The sequence below is a fragment of the Streptomyces sp. NPDC001381 genome (assembly GCF_042895685.1).
Classification (GTDB): Bacteria; Actinomycetota; Actinomycetes; order Streptomycetales; family Streptomycetaceae; genus Streptomyces.
The window spans coordinates 836,845-859,830 of record NZ_JBIAWO010000002.1; the positions used below are offsets into that span (position 1 = coordinate 836,845).

Annotated in this window: 16 protein-coding genes; 12 read left to right on the forward strand and 4 right to left on the reverse strand. The window is 72.6% G+C overall.

Annotated elements, in window-relative coordinates:
• Positions 1–25: 25 nt before the first annotated feature.
• Positions 26–1,465: a S1 family peptidase gene (locus ACFY2L_RS10850; protein WP_390656591.1), complete on the forward strand. Its 1,440-nt coding sequence runs from the start codon at positions 26–28 to the stop codon at positions 1,463–1,465.
• Positions 1,466–1,551: 86 nt separating this feature from the next.
• On the opposite strand, the gene ACFY2L_RS10855 is transcribed toward ACFY2L_RS10850, so the two are convergent.
• Positions 1,552–3,708, reverse strand: coding sequence for a SpoIIE family protein phosphatase (locus tag ACFY2L_RS10855; RefSeq protein WP_390657114.1), 2,157 nt, complete (start codon positions 3,706–3,708; stop codon positions 1,552–1,554).
• Positions 3,709–3,862: 154 nt separating this feature from the next.
• Here ACFY2L_RS10855 and ACFY2L_RS10860 point away from each other — a divergent pair, with 154 nt between their 5' ends.
• From ACFY2L_RS10860 to ACFY2L_RS10885, 6 genes are all read left to right on the forward strand, one after another.
• The gene (locus tag ACFY2L_RS10860; RefSeq protein ID WP_390822070.1) at positions 3,863–6,304 is read left to right on the forward strand and encodes a SpoIIE family protein phosphatase; all 2,442 of its coding nucleotides are present in this window, start codon (positions 3,863–3,865) and stop codon (positions 6,302–6,304) included.
• A gap of 93 nt (positions 6,305–6,397) precedes the next feature.
• Positions 6,398–6,580, forward strand: coding sequence for a hypothetical protein (locus ACFY2L_RS10865; RefSeq protein WP_390656593.1), 183 nt, complete (start codon positions 6,398–6,400; stop codon positions 6,578–6,580).
• A gap of 58 nt (positions 6,581–6,638) precedes the next feature.
• The gene (locus ACFY2L_RS10870; RefSeq protein WP_390822071.1) at positions 6,639–7,706 is read left to right on the forward strand and encodes a glucose-1-phosphate thymidylyltransferase; all 1,068 of its coding nucleotides are present in this window, start codon (positions 6,639–6,641) and stop codon (positions 7,704–7,706) included.
• On the forward strand, positions 7,703–8,671 hold the full coding sequence (gene rfbB / locus ACFY2L_RS10875) for a dTDP-glucose 4,6-dehydratase (RefSeq protein ID WP_390822072.1): 969 nt from the start codon (positions 7,703–7,705) through the stop codon (positions 8,669–8,671). The genes ACFY2L_RS10870 and rfbB overlap by 4 nt, the downstream gene beginning before the upstream one ends.
• Positions 8,668–9,549 carry a dTDP-4-dehydrorhamnose reductase gene (gene rfbD, locus ACFY2L_RS10880; RefSeq protein WP_390822073.1) on the forward strand — a complete coding sequence of 294 codons (882 nt, stop codon included), beginning with the start codon at positions 8,668–8,670 and terminating at the stop codon, positions 9,547–9,549. Before rfbB ends, rfbD begins: the two co-directional genes overlap by 4 nt.
• Complete coding sequence (locus ACFY2L_RS10885; protein WP_390656597.1) at positions 9,546–10,349, forward strand: class I SAM-dependent methyltransferase; 804 nt, start codon at positions 9,546–9,548, stop codon at positions 10,347–10,349. Before rfbD ends, ACFY2L_RS10885 begins: the two co-directional genes overlap by 4 nt.
• 190 nt (positions 10,350–10,539) lie before the next feature.
• On the opposite strand, the gene ACFY2L_RS10890 is transcribed toward ACFY2L_RS10885, so the two are convergent.
• Positions 10,540–12,456 carry a glycosyltransferase family 2 protein gene (locus ACFY2L_RS10890; protein ID WP_390656598.1) on the reverse strand — a complete coding sequence of 639 codons (1,917 nt, stop codon included), beginning with the start codon at positions 12,454–12,456 and terminating at the stop codon, positions 10,540–10,542.
• 239 nt (positions 12,457–12,695) lie between these two features.
• Here ACFY2L_RS10890 and ACFY2L_RS10895 point away from each other — a divergent pair, with 239 nt between their 5' ends.
• On the forward strand, positions 12,696–13,196 hold the full coding sequence (locus tag ACFY2L_RS10895; RefSeq protein ID WP_390656599.1) for a metallophosphoesterase family protein: 501 nt from the start codon (positions 12,696–12,698) through the stop codon (positions 13,194–13,196).
• A gap of 229 nt (positions 13,197–13,425) precedes the next feature.
• On the opposite strand, the gene ACFY2L_RS10900 is transcribed toward ACFY2L_RS10895, so the two are convergent.
• Complete coding sequence (locus ACFY2L_RS10900; protein ID WP_390822074.1) at positions 13,426–14,553, reverse strand: XdhC family protein; 1,128 nt, start codon at positions 14,551–14,553, stop codon at positions 13,426–13,428.
• A 150-nt stretch (positions 14,554–14,703) separates the two neighbouring features.
• On the opposite strand from ACFY2L_RS10900, the gene ACFY2L_RS10905 reads away from it, so the two are divergent.
• Together ACFY2L_RS10905 and ACFY2L_RS10910 are read left to right on the forward strand one after the other, a co-directional pair.
• Positions 14,704–16,662, forward strand: a complete 1,959-nt coding sequence (locus ACFY2L_RS10905; RefSeq protein WP_390822075.1) for a GTP-binding protein — start codon at positions 14,704–14,706, stop codon at positions 16,660–16,662.
• Between the two features lie 121 nt (positions 16,663–16,783).
• Positions 16,784–18,643 (forward strand): cellulase family glycosylhydrolase, encoded by a 1,860-nt coding sequence (locus ACFY2L_RS10910; RefSeq protein ID WP_390822076.1) that lies wholly within the window; start codon positions 16,784–16,786, stop codon positions 18,641–18,643.
• 64 nt (positions 18,644–18,707) lie between these two features.
• Here the strand turns inward: ACFY2L_RS10910 and ACFY2L_RS10915 are convergent, their stop codons facing one another.
• Positions 18,708–19,952, reverse strand: coding sequence for a YncE family protein (locus tag ACFY2L_RS10915; RefSeq protein WP_390822077.1), 1,245 nt, complete (start codon positions 19,950–19,952; stop codon positions 18,708–18,710).
• Positions 19,953–20,141: 189 nt separating this feature from the next.
• Here ACFY2L_RS10915 and ACFY2L_RS10920 point away from each other — a divergent pair, with 189 nt between their 5' ends.
• Both ACFY2L_RS10920 and ACFY2L_RS10925 read left to right on the forward strand, forming a co-directional pair.
• Positions 20,142–20,828 (forward strand): TetR/AcrR family transcriptional regulator, encoded by a 687-nt coding sequence (locus tag ACFY2L_RS10920; RefSeq protein ID WP_390656604.1) that lies wholly within the window; start codon positions 20,142–20,144, stop codon positions 20,826–20,828.
• 176 nt (positions 20,829–21,004) lie between these two features.
• A complete protein-coding gene (locus ACFY2L_RS10925) occupies positions 21,005–22,963 on the forward strand; it encodes a ricin-type beta-trefoil lectin domain protein (protein ID WP_390822078.1) in 1,959 nt (652 codons plus the stop codon).
• Positions 22,964–22,986 lie beyond the last annotated feature (23 nt).

Genomic DNA, 22,986 nt, shown 5'->3' on the forward strand with positions numbered 1-22,986 from the left:
CCCGTCCCCCAGGAGGTCGAGTTTTTTGAGTCACAAGCGAGTTACGAAGCGCAAGGCCATCATCGCGGTCGGTGGTGTGGCGGCGCTCGGAGCGGCGGCCATCCTGCTTCCCCAGGCCAACGCCTCCCAGGACGGCGGCTCCCGCGACGCCGGCTCGGTGAAGGCCCTGAAGGCGGGCGACGCCTCGGACCTCGCCGCGCAGCTCGAGAAGCTGCTCGGCGACGCCTTCGCCGGCTCGTACTACGACTCCGACGGCCAGCAGCTCGTGGTGAACGTCGTGGACGTCTCCGGTGACGACAACAACGTCATCGTCCAGGCGAAGAAGGCCGGAGCCAAGGTCCGCCAGGTCGAGAACAGTGCGGCCGAGCTCAAGTCCGCCGCGCAGACCCTGAAGGCCAAGGCGACCATCCCGGGCACCGCCTGGGCCGTCAACCCCAGGACGAACCAGATCCTGGTCACCGCCGACTCCACGGTCACCGGCAGCAAGTGGGACCAGCTGGAGTCCACCGTCCAGGGCCTCGGCTCGGGCATGGCGACCATCCAGAAGTCGGCCGGCACCTTCAAGACCTTCGTCTCCGGCGGCGACGCCATCTTCGGCGGCGGGGCGCGCTGCTCCCTCGGCTTCAACGTGACCGCGAGCGACGGCTCGCCCGCCTTCCTGACGGCGGGTCACTGCGGGGTCGCCGCCGAACAGTGGTCCGACTCCCAGGACGGCCAGCCGATCGCCACCGTCGACCAGGCGGTCTTCCCCGGCGAGGGCGACTTCGCACTCGTGAAGTACGACGACCCCAACACCGAGGCGCCGAGCGAGGTCAACGTCGGTCAGCAGACCGTCGCGATCAGCCAGGCCGCCGAGGCGACGGTCGGCACCCAGGTCTTCCGGATGGGCAGCACCACCGGACTCAACGACGGCACGGTGCTCGGCCTCGACGCCACGGTCAACTACCCCGAGGGCACCGTCACCGGCCTCATCCAGACCGACGTCTGCGCCGAGCCCGGCGACAGCGGCGGCTCCCTGTTCACCCAGGACGGTCAGGCGATCGGCCTGACCTCGGGCGGCAGCGGCGACTGCACCGCCGGCGGCGAGACCTTCTTCCAGCCGGTGACCACCGCCCTGGAGGCGACCGGCGCGACCCTCGGCGACGGCGGCGGCATCGGTGCCGACGACCAGGTCGGCGGCGAGGGAGCGGGTGCCGGTGCCGGTGCGGGCGGCGGTGCCGTGGACGAGAACGGTGACGGCATCGACGACCAGACCGGCGAGGCCATCGAGGGCGGCGGCGAAGCCGGTGCGGGCGGCGGTGCCGTGGACGAGAACGGTGACGGCATCGACGACCAGACCGGCGAGGCCGTCCAGGGCGGCGGCGAGGAGGCGGCCGACGGCGGTGCCGGCCAGGACGCCGAAGGCGGCGCGGCCGACAACGGCGACGGCCGGCAGGACGGCTCGGGTGTGACCGAGTCGCACTGACACAGGATCATGTGAACGGTCCGGCCCTCCGGCGGGGGCCGGACCGTTCGCGTCCCCCCACCGTTCGCGCCCCGCCGGACGCCCCCTCAGCCCTCCGCCCCGAGCGCCCGCAGCAACAGCAGCGCCACGTCGTCGATCCGCTCCTCGGCCGACGCGTAGGGCCCCACCAGCTCGTCGGCCAGCTCCTCCAGCGGCCGGTCACCTCTCTCGCCCAGCCGCCGCCCGAGGCCCGCGACCGCCTCCTCGATGTCCACCCCCGGCGTCTCGATGAGACCGTCGGTGTACAGGGCGAGGACGCAGCCCGGGCCGAGCTCGAACTCCGTCGTCGGATAGGTCGCCGAGCCGTCGATGCCCAGCAGCGGACCGCCCGCGAGGTCGAGGACCCGCACCTGGCCGTCCGCCCGGCGCAGCAGCGGCGGGGGATGCCCGGCCCGCGCCATCACCGCGCGCCCGCGCGCCGGGTCCAGCCGCAGGTACAGACAGCTGGCGAACAGCTCGGACCCCAGGTCGATCAGCAGCCGGTTGGTGCTGCGCATGACCTCCGCCGGCTCCTGCCCGACGGTCGTGTAGGCCCGTACGGCCGTACGGATCTGCCCCATCAGACCGGCCGCGGTCACGTTGTGGCCCTGGACGTCCCCGATCACCGCGGCCGGCAGCGGCCGGGACGGCACCAGGTCGTAGAAGTCGCCGCCGATGTCCATGCCCCGGGTGGCGGGCAGATAGCGGGCGCTCGCCAGCACACCGGGCAGCCGCGGCAGCGAGTGGGGCAGAAGGGCCGCCTGCAGGCCGTGGGCGAGCTGGTGCTTGACGTCGTAGAGCAGGGCACGGTCCAGGGCCTGCGCCACCATCCCGGCCAGGCTGGTGAGCACCGCGCGCTCGTGCGTGGAGAAGTCGTGCGGTTCGGCGTACGCCAGCACACACGCGCCCACCGGGCGGCCGGAGGCGATCAGCGGCAGGTACGCCCAGGCCGCGAAGCCGTCCGGGGTGGACCGGCGGGCCGGATACAGGTGCTCCAGATGGTGCCGCGACTCGAAGAACGCCGGGACACCATGGGCGACCGCGTGCGCACCCGGCGTCGGCGCGGACAGCGGCATGCCGTCGAACCGCTCCACGACGTGCGGGTCGGAATACCCGTGCATGCCCAGCACGTGCAGCCGCCCCGCCCGCGCCCCGAGCAGCGCCAGGGCCTGGCTGCCCACGGCCGGCGCGATCTCGTGGGCGACCAGCCCCACCACGTCCTGCACGCTCACCGTCTCGGTGAGCGCCCCCGCCATGCTCAGTGCCTGGGACATCGACACCAGCCGGATCGGCGCGGCCCCCGTCCGCGGCTCCGGCGGTCCGGTCCCCGTCACCCCGCGGGCCCGGCTGATCCGGGCGCTGATCCCGGTGGTGCTCGGGTACAGCCGGAACGACAGCCAGTCCGAGGGCGGCCGCAGCGCCACGAACGACACGGGCTCCTGGCTGAGCAGCGCGGCCCGGTGGCGCTCCTCGTAGGAGGGGTCGTTGAGCCAGGGCACCGCCGCCCACAGCTGCGTTCCCAGCAGCCGGCTCGCCGGCACCCCGAGCAGCTCGGCCGCGGCGGCGTTGGCGAAGCCCACCCGCCCGCTCAGGTCCAGCGCGCACAGCCCGTACGGCAGCCGGGCCACCATCCGGGCCGCCTCCAGGGTGCCGAGCGTGGAGGCGGTCCCGCCGATCGGCCCCGCGTCCACCAGATCGGACTCGGCCGGCAGCGGACGGTTCTCCGACGCCGCCCGCTCCAGCCGCGCGGCCAGCCGGTCGCACGCCGACGTCAGCTGCTCCCGCTCCCCCTCCGACAGCTCCGGCGGATGCGAGCCGGGCCAGGTCACGTACACCGCGCCGAACACCCGGGACGGCGTCGCGACCGGCAGCGCGGCCAGCGCGAAGGGGTACGGCAGGACGACGGCGATCCGGGGGTAGCGGCGGGCCATGTCCTCCTCCCCGCCGACCCACACCAGCCGCCGCTCGCGCACCGCGTCGGCGACCGGGACCGGCGCGCTCAGCACCACCCGCTCCCAGGGCGCCGCGAACGACCGGGGCAGCCCCGCCATCACCGCCATCTGCAGCACCTGCTCGTCGCCCGGACGCAGATACACGGCACCGGAGTGCGCGCCGACGGCGTCCATCATGGAGGTCAGCGCCAGGGACAGCAGCGGGCGGCCGACCGGCGTCGGCACGGTCGTGATCACCTGACCGGACTGCTGCCCGTCGGACACGGCGGTCACCTCCTCGGCCCACTGGTCGCCCGGGGGTCCCAACGTTCAAATCTGCCCCTTGGCGGCCCGGCGCGCACGGCGAGCGGGGAGCGGCAGGGATCCGGGGGCCCTGTGCGCGGAACAGGGGCTGCGCACGGGTTCCATAAGCGCTGTAATTGCGGACGTGGTCAGTGAGGGTGCTGCGGAGCGCAGAACGGGACCCGTGCGTGCCGAAATCGCCCTCAAGACGATCACGGCCGATCCCGCCTCTCCCGAGCGTACGAGGCGTGTCCTCGAACAGGCGCTCGTCTTCACGGCGGCGTCCCTCGCCGCCGTGTACACCCCCGGCGACGACGGTCTGCTCCGCCTGACCGAGTCGGCCGGCGTGCCCGGCACGCTGTACGGGCTGCGCGACGGCTACCCCGCCGACGGACACTCGCCGGCCGCCGAGGCCCACCGCACCGGGCAGCCGGTGTGGCTGGACCCGGACCGGCTCGCCGACTACGCGCCCGCGCAGGGCACGGCCGTCCGGGACGTCCACCTGGCCGTGCTGCCCCTGCCCGACGGCGGAGGCGGCTGTCTGCTCGCCGTCAGCGAGCGGCCCGCCGGCTTCGACGGCGCCGACCGCGCCTGCCTCGCCCTCCTCGCGGAGGCCGTCGCCACGCCCGCGCCGGCCGCCCCCGAGGACGCCGAACCACGCGCCGACGCCTTCGGCCTCGCCATGGACACCGGCCGGGTCGAGGTCGGCGACACGATCCTGGAGCTGTTCGGCATGGACCGGCCGGACTTCGACGGCCGTGTGGAGACGCTGCTCGGCCGGACCGTCCCCGAGGACCTGCCCTCGCTGATGTCCGTCGTCGAGGCCGACCACATGTCCATCGGCGAGCGCGAGCTGGAGTTCCGCGTGCTCCAGCCCGACGGCCCGCCCCGATGGCTGCGGCTGCGCGGCCGGCTGCTGCCCGGCGGGGAGGGACAGCCGGCGCGGCTCGTCGGCACCGTCGCCGACGCCTCCACCCTGCGCGCCGAGATCACCGACGTGGCCCGCGTCCAGCGCCTCGCCGCCGCCCTCGCCACCGCCGGGACCGTACGGGACGTCAGCCAGGCCGTCGTCACCGCCCTGCGCAAGCCGCTGCGCGCCGACCGGATCGCGCTCGCCGAGCTGGAGAACGAACGACTCGTCGTCACCGTCCTCGACCCGCCCACACCCGAGTCCTGGCCCGAGCTGTGGCAGTCGGAGTGGCGCGGCGAGTGGCCCGACGCGCCCGTGCGCGCCATGCCCACCCTGGCCGCCGCGCTGCGCGAGGGCCGCGCCCAGATCTGGCCCGCCGGCGCCACCGGACTGGAACCCGCCCTCGCCGAGGTCGGTCCCGGCGGCCTCGCCGTGCTCCCGCTGCCCGCCGGCGGACGCATGGCGGGCGCCTGTCTCATCGGCTGGGACAGCCCGCACGACTTCGGCCCCGACGAACGCGCCCTGCTCACCGCCTCCGCCGGCCTCGCCGGGCAGGCCCTGCTGCGCGCCCACGCCTTCGACGCCGAGCACGAACTCGTCGGCATGCTCCAGCGCCAGCTGCTCCCGCGCCGCCTGCCCGAACTCCCCGGCGGGGTCGCCGTCGCCCGCTATCTGCCCGCCACCGCGGGCCTGGAGGTCGGCGGCGACTGGTACGACGTGATCCCGCTGCCCGACCACCACGTCGCCCTCGTCATCGGCGACGTCCAGGGCCACAGCGCGGGCGCCGCCACCCTGATGGGCCAGATGCGCACCGCCCTGCGCGCCTACGCCGCCGAGGGCCATCCGCCGGACGTGGTCGTCGCCCACGCCAACCGGCTGCTGATGGAGCTGGAGACCGACCTCTTCGCCACCTGCTGCTACGTCGACGTCGACATGGAGACCGGCACCGGCTGGTGCGTGCGCGCCGGACATCCGCCACCGGTACTGCGCCACCCGGACGGCGCGACCGACATCGCCGAGGCCGACGGCGGGCCGCCGCTCGGCGTGCTGGCGCAGGCCGAGTTCCCGATGACCCCGCTGCGGCTGGTCCCGGGCACGATCGTCGCCCTGACCACGGACGGCCTGGTGGAGGCCGCCGACCTGGACATCGACACCGGTCTGGCCCGGCTCGCCCACGAACTGTCCCTCTCCGACCCCGCCCACCTGGGCCAGGTCGCCGACAACCTGCTCGGCGGCGCCCACCGGGCCGACGACATCGCCCTGCTCCTCCTGCGCTACGACGGCATGGCCGTCAAGCCCCGGCGCGAGGGCTGGACCGTCTGGCGCGTGCCCGAGGCGGCCCGGCAGGCCCGCCGCTTCACCCGGCGCACCCTGCGCTCCTGGGGCATGCCCGAGGACCCCGTGGACACGGCCCTGCTCGTGGTCTCCGAACTCGTCACCAACGCCCTGGTGCACACCGACGGCCAGGTCCGCCTCGACCTCACCCTGATCGGCCGGCGTCTGCGCGTCGCCGTCACCGACACCTCGCCCCGCACCCCCGTCAAACCGACCAGCCTGGGCTGGGAGGCCACCGGAGGCCGCGGCATCCTCCTCGTGGAGGCCGTGTCCGACGCGTGGGGGACCCTGCCGGTCAGCGGCGGCAAGCAGGTGTGGGCGGAGATCTCCCCGCCGGGCTGAGCGCCACGTGTCCGCGCGGCGCAGAAGGGTACTCGCCCGTCCGTGGCCCCGCGTGAAGCGTTCCGGGGGCCTTGTGAAAGGTGTTGAACCGTCGTGACCTCGTCCGCTGAGGAGAAACCCGCCGTCCGCCGGGCCGAGACCGGCTGGGCCCGTGCCCGCCGCCTGCGCCGCGACCTGTGGGCCCTGCGCACCTGTCTGCCGGCCGTCGTCACCCCCGCCACCCCGCCCGGGATGCGCTCCGGCACGGAATGGAACATCGTCAGGGGAGAGGACTGAACGGAAGTGACCACGACGATCTAGGGCATCCGGACGCACCGGGAGCCGAGGTGAGGCGATGAAGGCTCTCGTGCTGGCCGGTGGTGCCGGAACCCGACTCAGGCCGATCACCCACACCTCGGCCAAACAGCTCGTCCCCGTGGCCAACAAGGCCGTGCTCTTCTACGGCCTGGAGTCCATCGCCGCCGCCGGCGTCACCGAGGTCGGCGTGATCGTGGGCGAGACGGCCGACGAGATCCGTGCGGCCGTCGGCGACGGCTCACGCTTCGGCCTCGACATCACGTACATCCCGCAGGAGCGTCCGCTCGGTCTCGCCCACGCGGTCATCGTGGCCCGGGACTTCCTGGGCGACGACGACTTCGTGATGTACCTGGGCGACAACTTCATCGTCGGCGGGATCACCGACCTCGTCGACGAGTTCCGCGGCACCCGCCCCGACGCCCAGATCCTCCTCACCCGCGTCCCCGACCCCCGCGCCTTCGGCGTCGCCGAGCTCGACACGGCCGGACAGGTGGTCGGCCTGGAGGAGAAACCCGAGCGGCCCAAGAGCGACCTCGCCCTGGTCGGCGTCTACCTGTTCACCCCCGCGATCCACGCCGCCGTACGCGCCATCGGGCCGTCCCGGCGCGGCGAGCTGGAGATCACCCACGCCATCCAGCACCTGATCGACGCGGGCGCCGACGTGCGCTCCACGATCATCAAGGGCTACTGGAAGGACACCGGGAACGTCGTCGACATGCTGGAGGTCAACCGGACCGTCCTGGAGGTCATGGAACGGCGGATCGACGGCGAGGTCGACGAGGCCTCCGAGACCGTCGGCCGGGTCGTCGTCGAGGCGGGCGCCCGGATCGTCAACTCGCGGCTCGTCGGACCCGTCGTCATCGGCGCCGGCACCGAGGTCCGCGACTCCTACGTCGGCCCCTTCACCTCCGTCGCGGAGAACTGCCGGATCACCGACAGCGAGCTGGAGTTCTCCATCGTGCTGCGCGACTCCTCCATCGACGGAGTGGGCCGCATCGAGAACTCCCTGATCGGCCGACATGTCGAAGTCACCCCCGCGCCCGGCGTGCCGAGCGCCCACCGTCTCGTCCTCGGCGACCACAGCAAGGTACAGATCCACACATGAACCTCCTCGTCACCGGAGCCGCGGGATTCATCGGCTCCACGTACGTCCGCGGCCTCCTCGCCCGCGACAGCGCCCTCGACATCACCGTCCTGGACAAGCTCACCTACGCGGGCACCCTCACCAACCTGCCCGCCGGCCACCCCCGCCTGGAGTTCGTGCAGGGCGACATCTGCGACGCCGACCTCGTCGACAAGCTGACGGCCGCCGCCGACCAGGTCGTGCACTTCGCCGCCGAGTCCCACGTGGACCGCTCCATCGACGGCGCGGGAACCTTCGTCCGCACCAATGTGCTCGGCACCCAGACGCTGCTGGACGCCGCCCTGCGGCACGGCGTCGGACCGTTCGTGCACGTCTCCACCGACGAGGTCTACGGCTCCATCGAGACCGGCTCCTGGCCCGAGGACCATCCGCTGAGCCCCAACTCCCCGTACTCGGCCTCGAAGGCGTCCTCCGACCTGATCGCCCTCGCGTACCACCGCACCCACGGCCTGGACGTCCGCGTCACCCGCTGCTCCAACAACTACGGTCCCCACCAGTTCCCCGAGAAGGTGATCCCGCTCTTCGTGACGAACCTCCTCGACGGCGAGCGGGTCCCCCTCTACGGCGACGGACGCAACATCCGCGACTGGCTCCACGTCGAGGACCACTGCCGGGGCGTCGACCTCGTCCGCACCAAGGGCCGCCCCGGCGAGGTCTACAACATCGGCGGCGGCACCGAACTGAGCAACCGTGAACTGACCGGGCTGCTGCTCGACGCCTGCGGCGCCGGGTGGGACCGGGTCGAACAGGTGCCGGACCGCAAGGGACACGACCTGCGCTACAGCGTCGACTGGACCAAGGCCCGCACCGAACTGGGCTACCGGCCCGGGCACGACTTCACGGCCGGGCTCGCCGACACCGTCGCCTGGTACCGGGACCACCGCGACTGGTGGGAGCCGCTGAAGCGGGGAGCACGGACCGTATGAGATGGCTCGTCACCGGCGCGGGCGGCATGCTGGGCCGCGACACCGCCGAGGAACTGGCCCGGCGCGGCGAGGACGTCACCGGCCTCGACCACGTGGCCCTGGACGTCACCCGGCCCGACTCGGTCGACCGGGCCTTCGCCGCGTACGGCCCCGACCTGGTCGTCAACTGCGCCGCCCACACGGCCGTCGACGCCGCCGAGACCGACGAGGCCCGCGCCCTGCGCGTCAACGGCGACGGCCCCCGGCTGCTCGCCCGGGCCTGTGCCGCGCACGGCGCCCGGCTGATCCACGTCTCCACCGACTACGTCTTCGCCGGGGACGCCTCGGTCCCGTACCCGGAGGACCACCCCCCGGCCCCGCGCACCGCCTACGGCCGCAGCAAGCTGGCCGGTGAACGGGCCGTCCTCGCCGGACTCCCGGACGCGTCCGTCGTCCTGCGCACCGCCTGGCTCTACGGCGTCCACGGCCCCAGCTTCGTCCGCACGATGCTCGCCCTGGAGGCGAGCCGCGACACCGTCGACGTCGTCGACGACCAGCGCGGCCAGCCCACCTGGAGCGCGGACGTCGCCGCCCGCATCGCCGACCTGGGGCCCCGCACCGGCCGCACCGCCCGGGGCGTCCTGCACGCCACGGCGGCCGGCGAGGCCAGCTGGTACGAACTGGCCCGCGAGATCTTCCGGCGGATCGGCGCCGACCCGGACCGGGTGCGCCCCACCACCAGCGACGCCTTCCCCCGGCCCGCCCCGCGCCCCGCGTACAGCGTGCTCGGCCACGGCCGGTGGCGGGAGACAGGCCTCGCCCCGCTGCGCGACTGGCGCGCCGCCCTGCACGAAGCCCTGCCCCTGATCCGCAAGGAGACCCAAGGAGTCCGTTCGTGAAACGCCATGAGTTCCTGCGGGAACTGCACAAGGTCACGGCCAACCGCAACTACCTGGAGATCGGCGTCAACGACGGCCGCAGCCTGCGCCTGTCCCGCGTCCCCAGCATCGCCGTCGACCCCGCGTTCAAGGTGACCACCGAGATCCGCTGCGACGTCCATCTGGTGCAGGCCACCAGCGACGACTTCTTCGCCCGCGCCGACCCCCTCCAGCACCTCAAGGGCGGCCGCCACCCCTGGCGCAACCTGCGCCGCGGCCGCCACCCCCTCGGCCACTGGCGGCGCCCCACCCTCGACCTCGCCTTCATCGACGGCATGCACCTGTTCGAGTACGCGCTGCGCGACTTCGTCAACGTCGAGCGGCACTCCGACTGGACCAGCGTGATCGTCTTCGACGACATGCTCCCGCGCAACGTCGACGAGGCGGCCCGCGACCGGCACACCGGCGCCTGGACCGGCGACGTCTTCAAGGTGGGCGAGATCCTCGCCCGGTACCGCCCCGACCTCGTCACCGTCCTCGTCGACACCCAGCCCACCGGCCAGCTCGTGGTCTTCGGCGCCGACCCCCGCAACCGGGTGCTCAGCCAGAAGTACGACGAGATCGTCGCCGAGTTCGACGTGCCCGACCCGCAGAAGGTCCCCGAGACGGTCCTGGACCGGGTGCGCGCGGTACCGCCCGAGGCCCTGCTGGAGGCCACCTTCTGGCGTCCCCTCGTGCGCGCCCGCAACCTCGGCCTCTCCCGCTCCCGAGGCTGGGGCGCGCTGCGTGCCGCGGTGGAACAGGTGACGATCAGCCGCTGACCCCGGGGCGCGGGCCCCGTATCCGCTCCACGCTCCTCCGCGGCGGGAGGCGTACGACGGAAGTGCCGTCGTACGCCTCCCGCCCGCGTCGTCGAGACGCAGGCGTCAGCGCCGTCGACGGCACCCGGGCCCCCTGACGGCAGCCGGGCGGCCCCGTGACGGCACCCGGCCCGGCGACGGCCGGACACCGTCACCCCCCGCGCGCCGTGCCCCGTCCGAGCAGCCGGTGCAGCGCCCGCCGCACCCGGCGGGCCGCTCTGCGCACTCCGCCCGGCCGGGGCGCGGGCACCGCGCGCACCCCGTCCGACCCGACGCGCAGCGCCACGGGCAGCGGATGGAAACGCGCCCCCTCCCCGCCCGGGGCGAGACACAGCGCCGTACGCCAGGTGCGCCCCGCCAGATCCGCGACGGGCAGCACGGCCTCCAGCCGCCCCCCGGAGGCGAGCACGGCGGGAACGTCGTGGGAACCGGTCCCGGTCAGCCGCAGCAGCACCCCGGTGCGCGCGGGCACGTGCAGCGGCAGGTCCACGGCGATCCGCTCCCCGGCGACCCGGACGTCCCCGGCGGTGAGCCGGCCGAGGCCCAGCCGCTTGCCGGCCCGGCCGACGTCCAGCGCGAGACCGGCGTGCCGGTCGGTCCAGTACGGCAGCACCACACGGCCGGCGACCACCCCGGCGGGCGGGGCGGGGCGGTCGTGGCGGGGCGCCGGGCCCAGCCGCAGTTCCTTGGTCCAGCCGCCGAGACCCACCCGCACGTACGCGTCCCACAGTCCGTCGGCCGGCAGCACCGCGCGGTCCGCGGGGTCGACGGTCGCCGTCCCCCGCAGCACCAGCCGCACCCGGCTGCCGTCCCCGGCCGGAACCGTCTCCCGGACGACCTCCACCGGATGGAAGTACTGCGCCGCGCTGGCACGGTCGCGCAGCAGCAGGTCCGGCTTCGCCTTGCCGAACCGGCCGACGGTGTCCTCGCCCAGCCACCGCACCGCCTCGCCGATGTCCGCCGGCGGCCACCGGGGGGAGCCCCCGGCGGCGGGGAACGTCATCGGGCCGCCGTCGTGCGTCAGCTCGGCCGCGAACGCGATCCGCAGCACGCCGCCCTGCCAGCGGACGTCCTCCGGGTCGACGGAGAGCGCGACGCCGGCCTCCCACTCGGCGAACGCGACGACGTCGTCGTAGCGCCCGTCCGCGACCAGGGCCGCGACCACCCGCTGGGTGGGCTGCAGCGGTGCCGCCACGCCCGGCCCGAACCGTTCGACGACCACCGCGTGGATCTCGTCGAACAGCTCCCTGCGGTAGTCCTCGGGCAGCTTCAGGAACCGGCCGCCGCGCAGCCGCTCGACCATCTCCACGCGCAGCCAGCGCCGGAACAGCCGGTCGCGCAGCGGACCCGGCTCGGTGTACCTCTCCACGACGTCGAGGGCCTCACGGAGGTTTTTGAAGTACCCGACCGGGTCGAAGCGCTGGAAGCCCGCGTTCGCGTCGTCGTCGCGCCGGACGTGGTAGTAGCAGACGTAGTCGGACAGCACCGAGACGTTGTCCGCGCGCAGATAGGCCTCGGTGACGAAGACGTGGTCCTCCAGACGGCGCCGCCCCTCGGGGAAGCGCAGCCCGGTGCGCTCCAGGAACGCCCGCCGGACCATCTTGTGCGGGGTGAGACTGTCGATGAGCGGCGCGTTCTCCACGTTCGCCTTCGGCCGGTTCACCCGGAACAGCTCCACCGGCACCCCGCGGCCCCGGCCCACCATCTTCCCCACCACGACGTCGGCGCCGTGGGCCACCCCGTAGGCGTACATCCGCTCCAGGGCCTCGTCGCCGAGGTGGTCGTCGTTGTCGACGAACATCAGGTACTCGCCCCGTGCCGCGTCGATGCCGACGTTGCGGGGCTTGCCCGACCAGCCGGAGTTCTCCTGGTGGATGACCCGCACCCGGGGGTCCTCGGCGGCCAGCGCGTCGAGGCGGGCCGGGGTGGCGTCGGTGGAGCCGTCGTCGACGAAGATCACTTCGTACTCGTCGGGAGGCAGCGACTGCCGCAGCAGTGACGCGACGCAGTCCTCGATGTAGGGACCGGGGTTGTAGACCGGGACGATGACGCTGACCTTGACCGGCATCGGGCTCCTGGCCCCCTTTTGGGTCTGTGCCGTCGGGCGGATGAGCGTGGCCCGATGCTAACTCCGCGGGCCGCCGGCCACCTGTCCTGTTCCCCGGCGTTCACGCACCGTTGCCCGGCGCCGCGGGGCTCCCGGCGCCCGCGGGGGCTTCGGCCGACCGGGGGAGAGCCGCGGGCGGGGCCGCGGGAGTCCCGTCCCGCCGAGGGAGGGGGCCGGCCGGGCGCGCGTAGCCTGGCCGGGTGCGTCTGCTCCTGATGTCCGACACCCACCTGCCCAAGCGCGCCAGGGCGCTACCCGCCCCGCTGCTCGACGAGCTCGCGCACGCCGATGTCGTCGTCCACGCCGGGGACTGGGTCGACGAGGCCACCCTCGACCTGCTGGAGAGCCGCAGCCGCCGGCTGATCGGGGTGTACGGCAACAACGACGGCCCGGAACTGCGGGCCCGGCTGCCCGAGGTCGCCCGCGCCGAGCTGGGCGGGCTGCGCCTGGGCGTGGTCCACGAGACCGGCCCCGCCCAGGGCCGTGAGACCCGCTGCGCCGCCCGTTTCCCCGAGCTCGACGTGCTCGTCTTCGGCCACAGCCACATCCCCTGGGACACCACGGCCCCCGGCGGACTGCGCCTGCTCAACCCCGGCTCCCCGACCGACCGCCGCAGACAGCCGCACTGCACCTATCTGACCGCCACCGTGGCCGACGGACTCCTCACCGACGTGGTCCTGCACCGGCTGCCGCCCCGCTGAGCCCGCGGCCCCGCCGCACACGGGTACCGGGCCGGAGACCGGAACCGGGCCGGAGACGGGAACCGGGGCCGGACAAGGGAACCGGGCCGCGCCCGGCCGAAACGGTCGGGGGCGGCCCGGCTGCTGCGAGTGTGCGATGTCTCACGGACCTCCTTCCCTCGCGGAGACAGAAGCCACAGGACATGCATGCCTGTCCGTTGAAGGGGCGACTACCCCGCCCGGAGGCCTCTCACACGCCCTGATTCGACGGATTTGTATGCATATGACCATGGATCGCCCCCGCCGTCGCCGTCAGCGGGGCACCGCTGCCGCCCCAGCGCTGCGCGACGATCTCCGCGGCCACCGAGACCGCCACCTCCTCGGGCGTACGGGCACCGAGGTCGAGGCCGACCGGAGAGCGCAGCCGGCCCAGCTCGCGCTCGGTCAGCCCCGCCTCGACGAGCCGCCGCCGACGGTCGTCGTGGGTGCGCCGGCTGCCCATCGCCCCGATGTACGCGGCCGGCCGCCGCAGCGCCTCCTCCAGGAGCGGCACGTCGAACCGGGGATCGTGGGTGAGGACGCAGATCACCGTGCGCCCGTCCGTGTCCGTGCCGCGCAGGTACCGGTGCGGCCAGTCGACGACCACCTCGACGCCCTCCGGGAAGCGCCGCGGCGTGGCGAACACCGGACGCGCGTCGCACACCGTGACCCGGTAGCCCAGGAAGGCGCCGATGCGGGCCACGGCCGCCGCGTAGTCGATCGCCCCGAACACCAGCATGCGCGGCGGCGGGGCGAAGGAGTGCAGGAACACCGTGACCGCGTCCTCGCGCCGCTGCCCGCGCGGTCCGTAGTGCCGCAGCCCCGTGGCGCCGAGCGCGAGTTCCCCGCGCGCGTCGGCCGTGACCGCCACGTCCAGACCCTCCGTGCCGAGCGAACCCGAGACGCGGTCCGGCCAGACCGCTCGGGTGGCGCCGCGCGGGGCCGGACCGTCGGTCACCGTCGCCAGGGTCACCGGCTCGCCCGCGGCGACCGACGCGGCGACCGCGCCGAAGACGGGGTCCAGCGCGGGCGCGACCGGCCGCACCAGCACGGTGATCTCGCCGCCGCAGGTCAGTCCGACGGCGAACGCGTCCTCGTCGCTGTACCCGAACGACTCCAGCCGTGGCCGGCCGCTCGCCACGACCTCCTGGGCGAGCTCGAACACCGCGCCCTCCACACAGCCCCCCGACACACTGCCGACGACCTCGTCGTCCGGCCCCACCGCCATCGCCGCCCCCGGGCCGCGCGGCGCGCTGCGGCTGACCGCGACCACCGTGGCCAGCCCGAACGGCACACCGGCGGCGTACCACCCGTTCAGCACCGGGAGAATCTCACGCATCCTTGAACGTTAATCCGTTGCCGTGCCCCCCGCCGTTCTGCTGCACTGCGCGGGTATCACTCCCGGGAATCGCAGGAGCCGAGATGCGCACACCGTTCATGTCCACCCAGCAGGAAGGAACACCCCCCATTTCAAAGGACATGACACTTCGTGCACGTGCTCAACCTCGGCATCCTGGCCCACGTCGACGCAGGTAAGACCAGTCTCACCGAGCGGCTGCTGCACTCGGCCGGGATCATCGACGAGATCGGCAGCGTCGACGCCGGCAGCACCCGGACCGACACCCTCGCGCTGGAGCGCCGGCGCGGCATCACCATCAAGTCCGCCGTCGTCTCCTTCCCGGTCGACGACGTCACCGTCAACCTCATCGACACCCCCGGCCACCCCGACTTCATCGCGGAGGTGGAGCGGGTCCTCGGCGTGCTCGACGGGGCCGTCCTCGTCGTCTCGGCCGTCGAGGGCGTCCAGGCGCAGACCAGGATCCTCATGCGCACCCTGCGCAGGCTGCGCATCCCCACGCTCGTCTTCGTCAACAAGACCGACCGGCGCGGCGCCCGCGAGCAGGGCGTGCTGACGGAGCTGACCGAGCGGCTGGCGGTGCCGGCCGTCCCGATGGGCACGGTCACCGCGCTCGGCACCCGTGAGGCCGCCTTCCGCCCCGGTCCGGTGCGCGAGGACGTCCTCACCGAGCACGACGACGACCTGCTCGCCGCGTACGTCGACGGCACCCTCACCCCCCGCCGGGTCCGGGCCGCCCTGGTCGCCCAGACCGGCCGCGCCCTGGTCCATCCGGTGTACTTCGGCTCCGCGGCGACCGGCGCGGGTGTGCCCGAACTCATCGCCGGCATCAAGGAGTTGCTGCCCGCGGCGGCGGGCGACCCCGAGGCCCCGCTCTCCGCGAGCGTCTTCAAGGTGGAGCGCGGCCCGGCCGGCGAGAAGATCGCCTACGCGCGCCTGTTCTCCGGCACCCTGCGCACCCGCGACCGGGTCCCCTACGCGCGGACCGAGGGCAGGGTCACGGCGATCAGCGTCTTCGACCACGGCACCGACGTACGCCAGGAGTCGGTCCGGGCCGGTCGGATCGCCCGCCTCTGGGGCCTCACCGGCGTCCGTATCGGCGACAGCATCGGCGCACCCCGCGAGGACCCCGGCCACTTCTTCGCACCCCCGACCCTGGAGACGGTCGTCGTGCCGGGCCCGGACGCCGACCTGCGCTCCCTGCATCTGGCCCTCACCCAACTGGCCGAACAGGACCCGCTGATCGGTCTGCGGCACGACGAGGTCCGCCAGGAGACGTCCGTGTCGCTGTACGGCGAGGTGCAGAAGGAGGTCGTCCAGGCGACCCTCGCCGAGGACTACGGCCTTCAGGTCACCTTCCGCGAGACGACACCCCTGTGTGTCGAGCGCCCGGCCGGCACCGGGGCGGCCGCCGAGTTCATCAAGAAGGGTGCCAACCCCTTCCTCGCCACCGTCGGTCTGCGCGTCGAGCCCGCCCCGCCCGGCACCGGCGTGACCTTCGGTCTGGAGGTCGAGCTGGGCGCGATGCCGTACGCCTTCTTCAAGGCGGTCGAGGACACCGTCCGCACCACCCTCGGCCAGGGCCTGCACGGCTGGCAGGTCACCGACTGCGCGGTCACCATGACCCACTCCGGCTACTGGCCCCGCCAGAGCCACGCCCACCAGGGCTTCGACAAGAGCATGTCCAGCACCGGCCACGACTTCCGCGGTCTCACCCCGCTGGTCCTGGTCGAGGCGCTGCGGCGGGCGGGCACACAGGTGTACGAGCCGATGCACCGCTTCCGCCTGCGCGCCCCTGCGGACACGCTGGGCGGGCTGCTGCCCGTGCTGGCCTCCCTGGGCGCGGTTCCGCAGACGACGGAGCCCCGGGGTGACGGGTGCGTGCTGGAGGGAACCGTGCCGGCCGCCCGGGTGCACGGCCTGGAACAGCGCATTCCCGGGCTGACGCGTGGCGAGGGGGAGTGGGAGAGCGCCTTCGGCCACTACGCGCCGGTCGTCCGCGGCACGGTCCCGGAGCGGCCGCGCACCGACCACAACCCGCTCAACAGGAAGGAGTACCTGCTCCGTGTGGCGGGGCGAACGGGCGGCTGAGTGACCTGGGTGACGGGAGCGGCGGCCGAGGTGCGTCACGGCAGTGGGGTGACTGATAGTCAACTTACTCGTGGGTCAGAAGCTATTGACGGTGTCCGGAAATCGCACGACTGTAGTGGACATGCCGAATATCCGGGCACGTATGCTCGCTGTTCTGGTTGTCCTCTGCGGACTCTGCGGCTTTCTGACGGCGGCGGGCACCCCCGCCGCCGCGGCCACCGTCCCCGACTCCCTCTCCTTCGACGGCACGGCGCTCACCGTGTCGAACGGCCGCTTCGTCGACGCGAACGGCCGCGAGGTCGTGCTGCGCGGCTACAACGTCTCCGGCGAGACGAAACTCGACGAGAACAAGGGCCTGCCCTTCGCCTCGGTCGCCGACGCCAGGAAGTCGGCGACCGCCCTGCGCGCCCTCGGCGGCGGCAACGCGGTGCGCTTCCTTCTCTCCTGGGCCTACGCCGAACCGGTGAGGGGCCAGGTCGACACCACCTATCTGGCCTCGGCCACGGCGCAGATGCAGGCCTTCCTCGACGCCGGCATCCGTGTCTACCCCGACTTCCACCAGGACCTCTACTCCCGCCACCTGTTCAACTCGGGCAGCTGGTACACCGGCGACGGGGCCCCCAAGTGGGCCGTGGCCCTGGGCGGTTACCCCACCGAGTACTGCGGGATCTGTCTCCTCTGGGGCCAGAACATCACCCAGAACGCGGCGGTGACCAAGGCCCAGTACGACTTCTGGCACAACAACTACGGCCTCCAGGACTACTTCCTGGCCACCGCCCAGAAGACCATGGCGTACCTCAAGGCGAACCTCTCCGCCGAGGAGTTCACCGGCGTCCTGGGCTTCGACCCCTACAACGAGCCCTACGCCGGCACCTACGACTCCGGCCAGAACAGCCGCACCTGGGAACGCGACCTGCTGTGGCCCTTCTATGTGAAGTTCCGGGCCCGGATGGACGCCGCCGGCTGGCAGGACAAGCCCGCCCTCGTCGAGCCGAACCTGTTCTGGAACGGCAACGTCAGCAAGGAGGAGGGCGGTCTGCTCGACGCGGGCACGCTCGGTTCCCGGTACGTCTTCAACACCCACTTCTACGACCAGAAGGCCATCTCCGGCATCCTGATGTGGGGCAACGCCGCGGACGGCCAGTACGTCACCGACTTCGGCACCGTCCGTGACCGGGGCTCGGCGGCCGGGACGGCCGCGATCGTCAGCGAGTTCGGCCATCCCCTGAACGGCAGCACCGCCGGCAAGGCGCCGACCGTCCTGAAGGCGATGTACCAGGCCCTGGACTCCCGGGTGAAGGGCGCCAACTGGTGGACCACCCCCGCCACTTCGGGTCCCGTCCTGTCCGGCTCGCAGTGGCAGTGGGACATCTACAACGGCCGTCACCACGAGCTGATGAACGGCAACGCGGACAAGGTGCAGACCTCCGGCGACGGCTGGAACGACGAGGACCTCTCCGCCGTACGCCTCGACGACAGCGGTGCGCCGGCGCTCCGTCAGGACGCCCGGCTCCTGGACCGCGTCTACCCGAGCGCCACCGCGGGCACCACCGTCGCCTTCACCTACGAGGACCGCTCCCGCGACGGCTCCACCACCCTCACCTGGAACCCGGTCCCCGGCAGCCTGCCGAACGTCGCCTCACTGGTCGGCTCCGGACAGTACGGCGTACTGGTGTGGCGCTCCAACGGCAGCACCGCGCCGACCGAACTGCATCTGCCGGCGTCCTTCCCGACCGCGTCCACCACGGTCGTCTCCGACCTGGGCACGGTGTACGGGCCGTCAGCGTACACCTCCTCGGCGAAGATCGGCGCCGCCGTGGAACCGGGCGGCACGGGCAGCCGCCGACTGCTGCTCGGCGCCCCGGACTCCGGTGTCGTGCACTACGCGCTGGTGACCAACGGAGCGGCCTCCCCGTCCGCGACGCTGCTGGCCGCGGCCCGCGGCGAGCTGGCGGCATGGGTGGCGTCGAAGATCGGATAGGACCCGCGCGCACGGAGGAGGGCGGGCGCCCGGCGCCCGCCCTCCGATGCCGCGACCGGCCGGATCAGCTGCCGGTCCCGGTCCAGTTCGCGGCCACGTGGCCCAGCCGGACCCGCTGCGGGTGGTCGCCCACCGGGACGGACAGGACCTTCTGTCCGGTGGCGAAGTCGATCACCGTGACCTGGTCCGCGCCGCTCTCGGAGATCACGCAGTCCTTGCCGTCGCCGCTGACCGTGGCCCAGTACGGCTTGGAGGCGGTGACGAGCGGGCCCTCCTGGAGGGTGCCGCGGTTGACGACCGTCGCGTAGTCGTCCATCGTGCCCGCGACGCACAGCTTGCTGCCGTCCGGGCTCATCGACAGGCCGTGATGGCGCGAGTCGTTGACGAACGTGGTGCGGTCGTCGCTGGTCGCCGCGTTCTTCGGCAGGGTCTTGGTGCGTGTGATGCGGTCGGTGGCCAGGTCGTACTCGAAGAAGCCGTTGAAGAACGACACCTGGAAGTACAGCTTGGACTCGTCGGGCGAGAACACGGCCGGGCGCACGGCGTCCGAGTAGTCCGTGAGACCGATCGCGTCCAGTCTGCTCCGCATGTCGATGACCTTGACCTGCTTGTACGTGGTCGCGTCGACGACGGTGATGCGCCGGTCGCCCTTCGTCCAGTCCAGCCACGGAGCGTCGAGATCGGTGTTCACGTCACCGATCGCCATGTTGTAGATGTACTTGCCGTCCTTGGTGAAGATGTTCTCGTGCGGCTTGTCGCCCGTGGCGAACGCCCCAACCTGCTTGCCGGTGTTGATGTCCAGCACGTGCACGGTGTTCGCGGTCGACGCGGAGACCGCGACCCGGGTGCCGTCGGGGGAGACGGCCATGTGGTCGGAGCGGTAACCGGACACCGGGAAACGCCAGTTGATGGCCCCGGTGGACAGGTTGATCGAGACGACGTCGGCGAAGCTGGGCCGTGAGACGACCACCGACGAGCCGTCCGGGGTGGAGTACATGTCGTCCACGAACTGGTCGTGGCCCTCGCCGACGCCGTTGCGGATGGCCATGAAGTAGATCCACTTGATCGGGTCGGCGTTGATCTCCGCCATCCGGGCGTCCTTGTCGGGGATCACGTTGATCCGGCCGACCTTGGCGAAGTCACCGGTGGACTTGATGACGTCCGCGGTGCCCTCCCAGTTGTTGCCGACGAACATCACCTCGCGCAGGGAGGCGTCGGACGCCGCCATGGCCGCGGTCGCGGGGGCGGTGACGGTCAGGACGAGGGCGGCGGCTACGGCGCAGAGGTGCCTGGTGCTGAAGGCAGCCATCGGTGCTCACTCCTCTGGAGTGGGGAAAAGGGGCGGGGCAGGGCTGAGCGGCTCTGGGGGTCCGAATCTGAACACAGCTGCGTTCAGAGTGGACTTACTGGAAAGTAAGGAAGGGGTGCCCTTCGCCACAAGACTTCTGGCACGACAAAATTGGCGACGGGGGAGCACGGAGCGACGAGGGAGGGTTCAGTGGCGGGCAGGCTCAGGGCGCCGACCGGCAGGTACGGCGGCAGGACCGCGGCCGAGCGGCAGGCCGAGCGGCGCGGAAGGTTCCTGGCCGCCGCGCTGCAACTGTTCGGGGGCGCCCCCGGCTACCGCGGCACGACGGTCGCGGCACTCAGCGAGGCCGCCGGCCTGTCGACCCGCCAGTTCTACGAGGAGTTCCGCACCCTGGAGGACGTCCTCGCCGCGCTGCACCTCCAGGTCAACGACTGGGCGGAGGAGGCGGTCGTGGCCGCGTTCGCCGCGGCGCAGGGCCTGCCGCTGGCCGAACGGGTCACGGCGATCTTCCGCGCCTATGCCGGGAACGTCACCTCGGACCCGCGCCGCATCCGCATCACCTTCGTCGAGATCGTCGGCGTCAGCCCCCGCCTGGAGGAACAGCGTCTGGCCCGCCGCGCCCGGTGGGTCGACCTGATCTGCGCCGAGGCCACGGCCGCCGCGGCCCGCGGAGAGGCGGCCCCCCGCGACTACCGGCTCGCGTCCACCGCCTTCATCGGCAGCGTCAACGGCCTGCTCCACGACTGGAGCGCCGGCTGGGTGGACGCCACCCTGGACGAGGTGGTCGACGAGCTGGTGCGCCAACTGCTGGGAATACTGCGGCCGGTGGGGTGGGAGCCGAGCGGACGGTCCCCCGGGGCGGCCGCCCCGGTGTGAGGCCCTCCGGTCCGTCGCCGGCGGGGTGAACGACCGCGTGAATGCGGTCACTTCGCTTTTGAGACCGGTCACATGACTTCTGTCGCAGCCGTTGACTTCATCCTCCGGCGGCTCTACTTTCGGCGCGCCGACACGTTCGGATCGCCGACCCTTGTTCGATATCTCGGAGCCGCCGCATGTTGCCCCCACCGCGCTCAGGACTCCTCCGGCGCTGCAGAGCCGCCGCCGTACGCGTCCTGGTCCTCCTGCTCACCGCGACCGCCGCCCTCCTGTTCGCCGGTCCCGCACCGGCGCAGGCCGCGACGAGCCGTCAGATCCCGGTGCCCACCGCTCCCATGGGCTGGGCGTCCTGGAACAGCTTCGCCGCGAAGATCGACTACAGCGTCATCAAGCAGCAGGTCGACGCGTTCGTCGCGGCGGGACTGCCGGCGGCCGGGTACCAGTACGTCAACATCGACGAGGGCTGGTGGCAGGGCACCCGGGACAGCGACGGCACCATCACCGTCGACGAGTCCGAGTGGCCCGGCGGGATGAGCGCCATCGCCGACTACATCCACAGCAAGGGCCTCAAGGCCGGCATCTACACCGACGCCGGCAAGGACGGCTGCGGCTACTACTACCCGACCGGCCGCCCCGCCGCCCCGGGCAGCGGCAGCGAGGGTCACTACGAGCAGGACATGCTCCAGTTCTCGAAGTGGGGCTTCGACTTCGTGAAGGTCGACTGGTGCGGCGGTGACGCCGAGGGCCTCGACGCGGCGACGACGTACACCGCGATCAGCGGCGCGGTCGCCAAGGCCACCGCCGCCACGGGCCGCCCCCTCACCCTCTCCATCTGCAACTGGGGCTACCAGAACCCCTGGAACTGGGCCCCGGGCCTCGCCCCCATGTACCGGACCAGCACCGACATCATCTACTACGGCAACAAGCCGTCGATGACGAACCTGCTGTCCAACTTCGACCAGACCCTGCACCCCACCGCCCAGCACACCGGCTACTACAACGACCCGGACATGCTGATGGTCGGCATGGACGGCTTCACCGCCGCCCAGAACCGCACCCACATGAACCTGTGGGCCGTCTCCGGCGCCCCGCTGCTGGCCGGGAACGACCTCACCACCATGACCGCCGAGACCGCGAACATCCTCAAGAACCCCGAGGTCATCGCCGTCGACCAGGACCCGCGCGGCCTCCAGGGCGTCAAGGTCGCCGAGGACGGCAGCGGCCTGCAGGTGTACGGCAAGGTCCTCGCCGGCACCGGCAAGCGCGCCGTCGTCCTGCTCAACCGCACCTCCGCCGCCGCGAACATCACCGTCCGCTGGTCCGACCTGGGCCTGACGAACGCCTCCGCGACCGTCCGTGACCTGTGGGCCCGCGCCGACGTGGGGTCGTACAGCACGAGCTACACGCAGAGCGTTCCGGCGGGCGGCTCGGTGATGCTCACCGTGACCGGCGGCACCGAGGCCCCGGGCAGCACCTACTCCGGCACGTCGGGCTTCTCCGGTGTGGTCGCCGGTGCCACCGGCACCAAGATCGTCGACGTCGCCTACACCAACACCGCCACCACGGCCCGTACCGCCACCCTCAAGGTCAACGGCCAGACGTCGACGACGGTCTCGTTCCCGCCGACCGGTTCGAGCCAGGGCACGATCAGCCTGCTGGTCGGCCTGTCCAAGGGCTCCTCCAACACCCTGACGTTCACGGGCGCCCCGGCCCTCGCCGGCATCACCGTCAAACCGCTGCCCGGCATGAACGGCAGCCTGGTCGTGGGCAAGCAGTCCGGCCGCTGCCTGGACCTCTTCAACAGCACCGTCACCAACGGCACCCAGGCCGAGATCTGGGACTGCAACGGCGGTTCCAACCAGGCCTGGACGTACACCTCCCGCAAGGAGCTCGTGGTGTACGGGAACAAGTGCCTGGACGCCTACAACCTGGGCACCACCAACGGCACCAAGGTGGTGATCTGGGACTGCAACGGCCAGAACAACCAGAAGTGGAACGTCAACAGCGACGGCACGATCACCAACGTCAACGCGGGGCTGTGCCTCGACGCCAACGGGGCGGGCACGGCCAACCGCACGCCGATGGTGCTCTGGTCGTGCGGCGGCGCCGACAACCAGAAGTGGACGCTGACCTGACGGCGCGTACGCCTGTCCGGGTG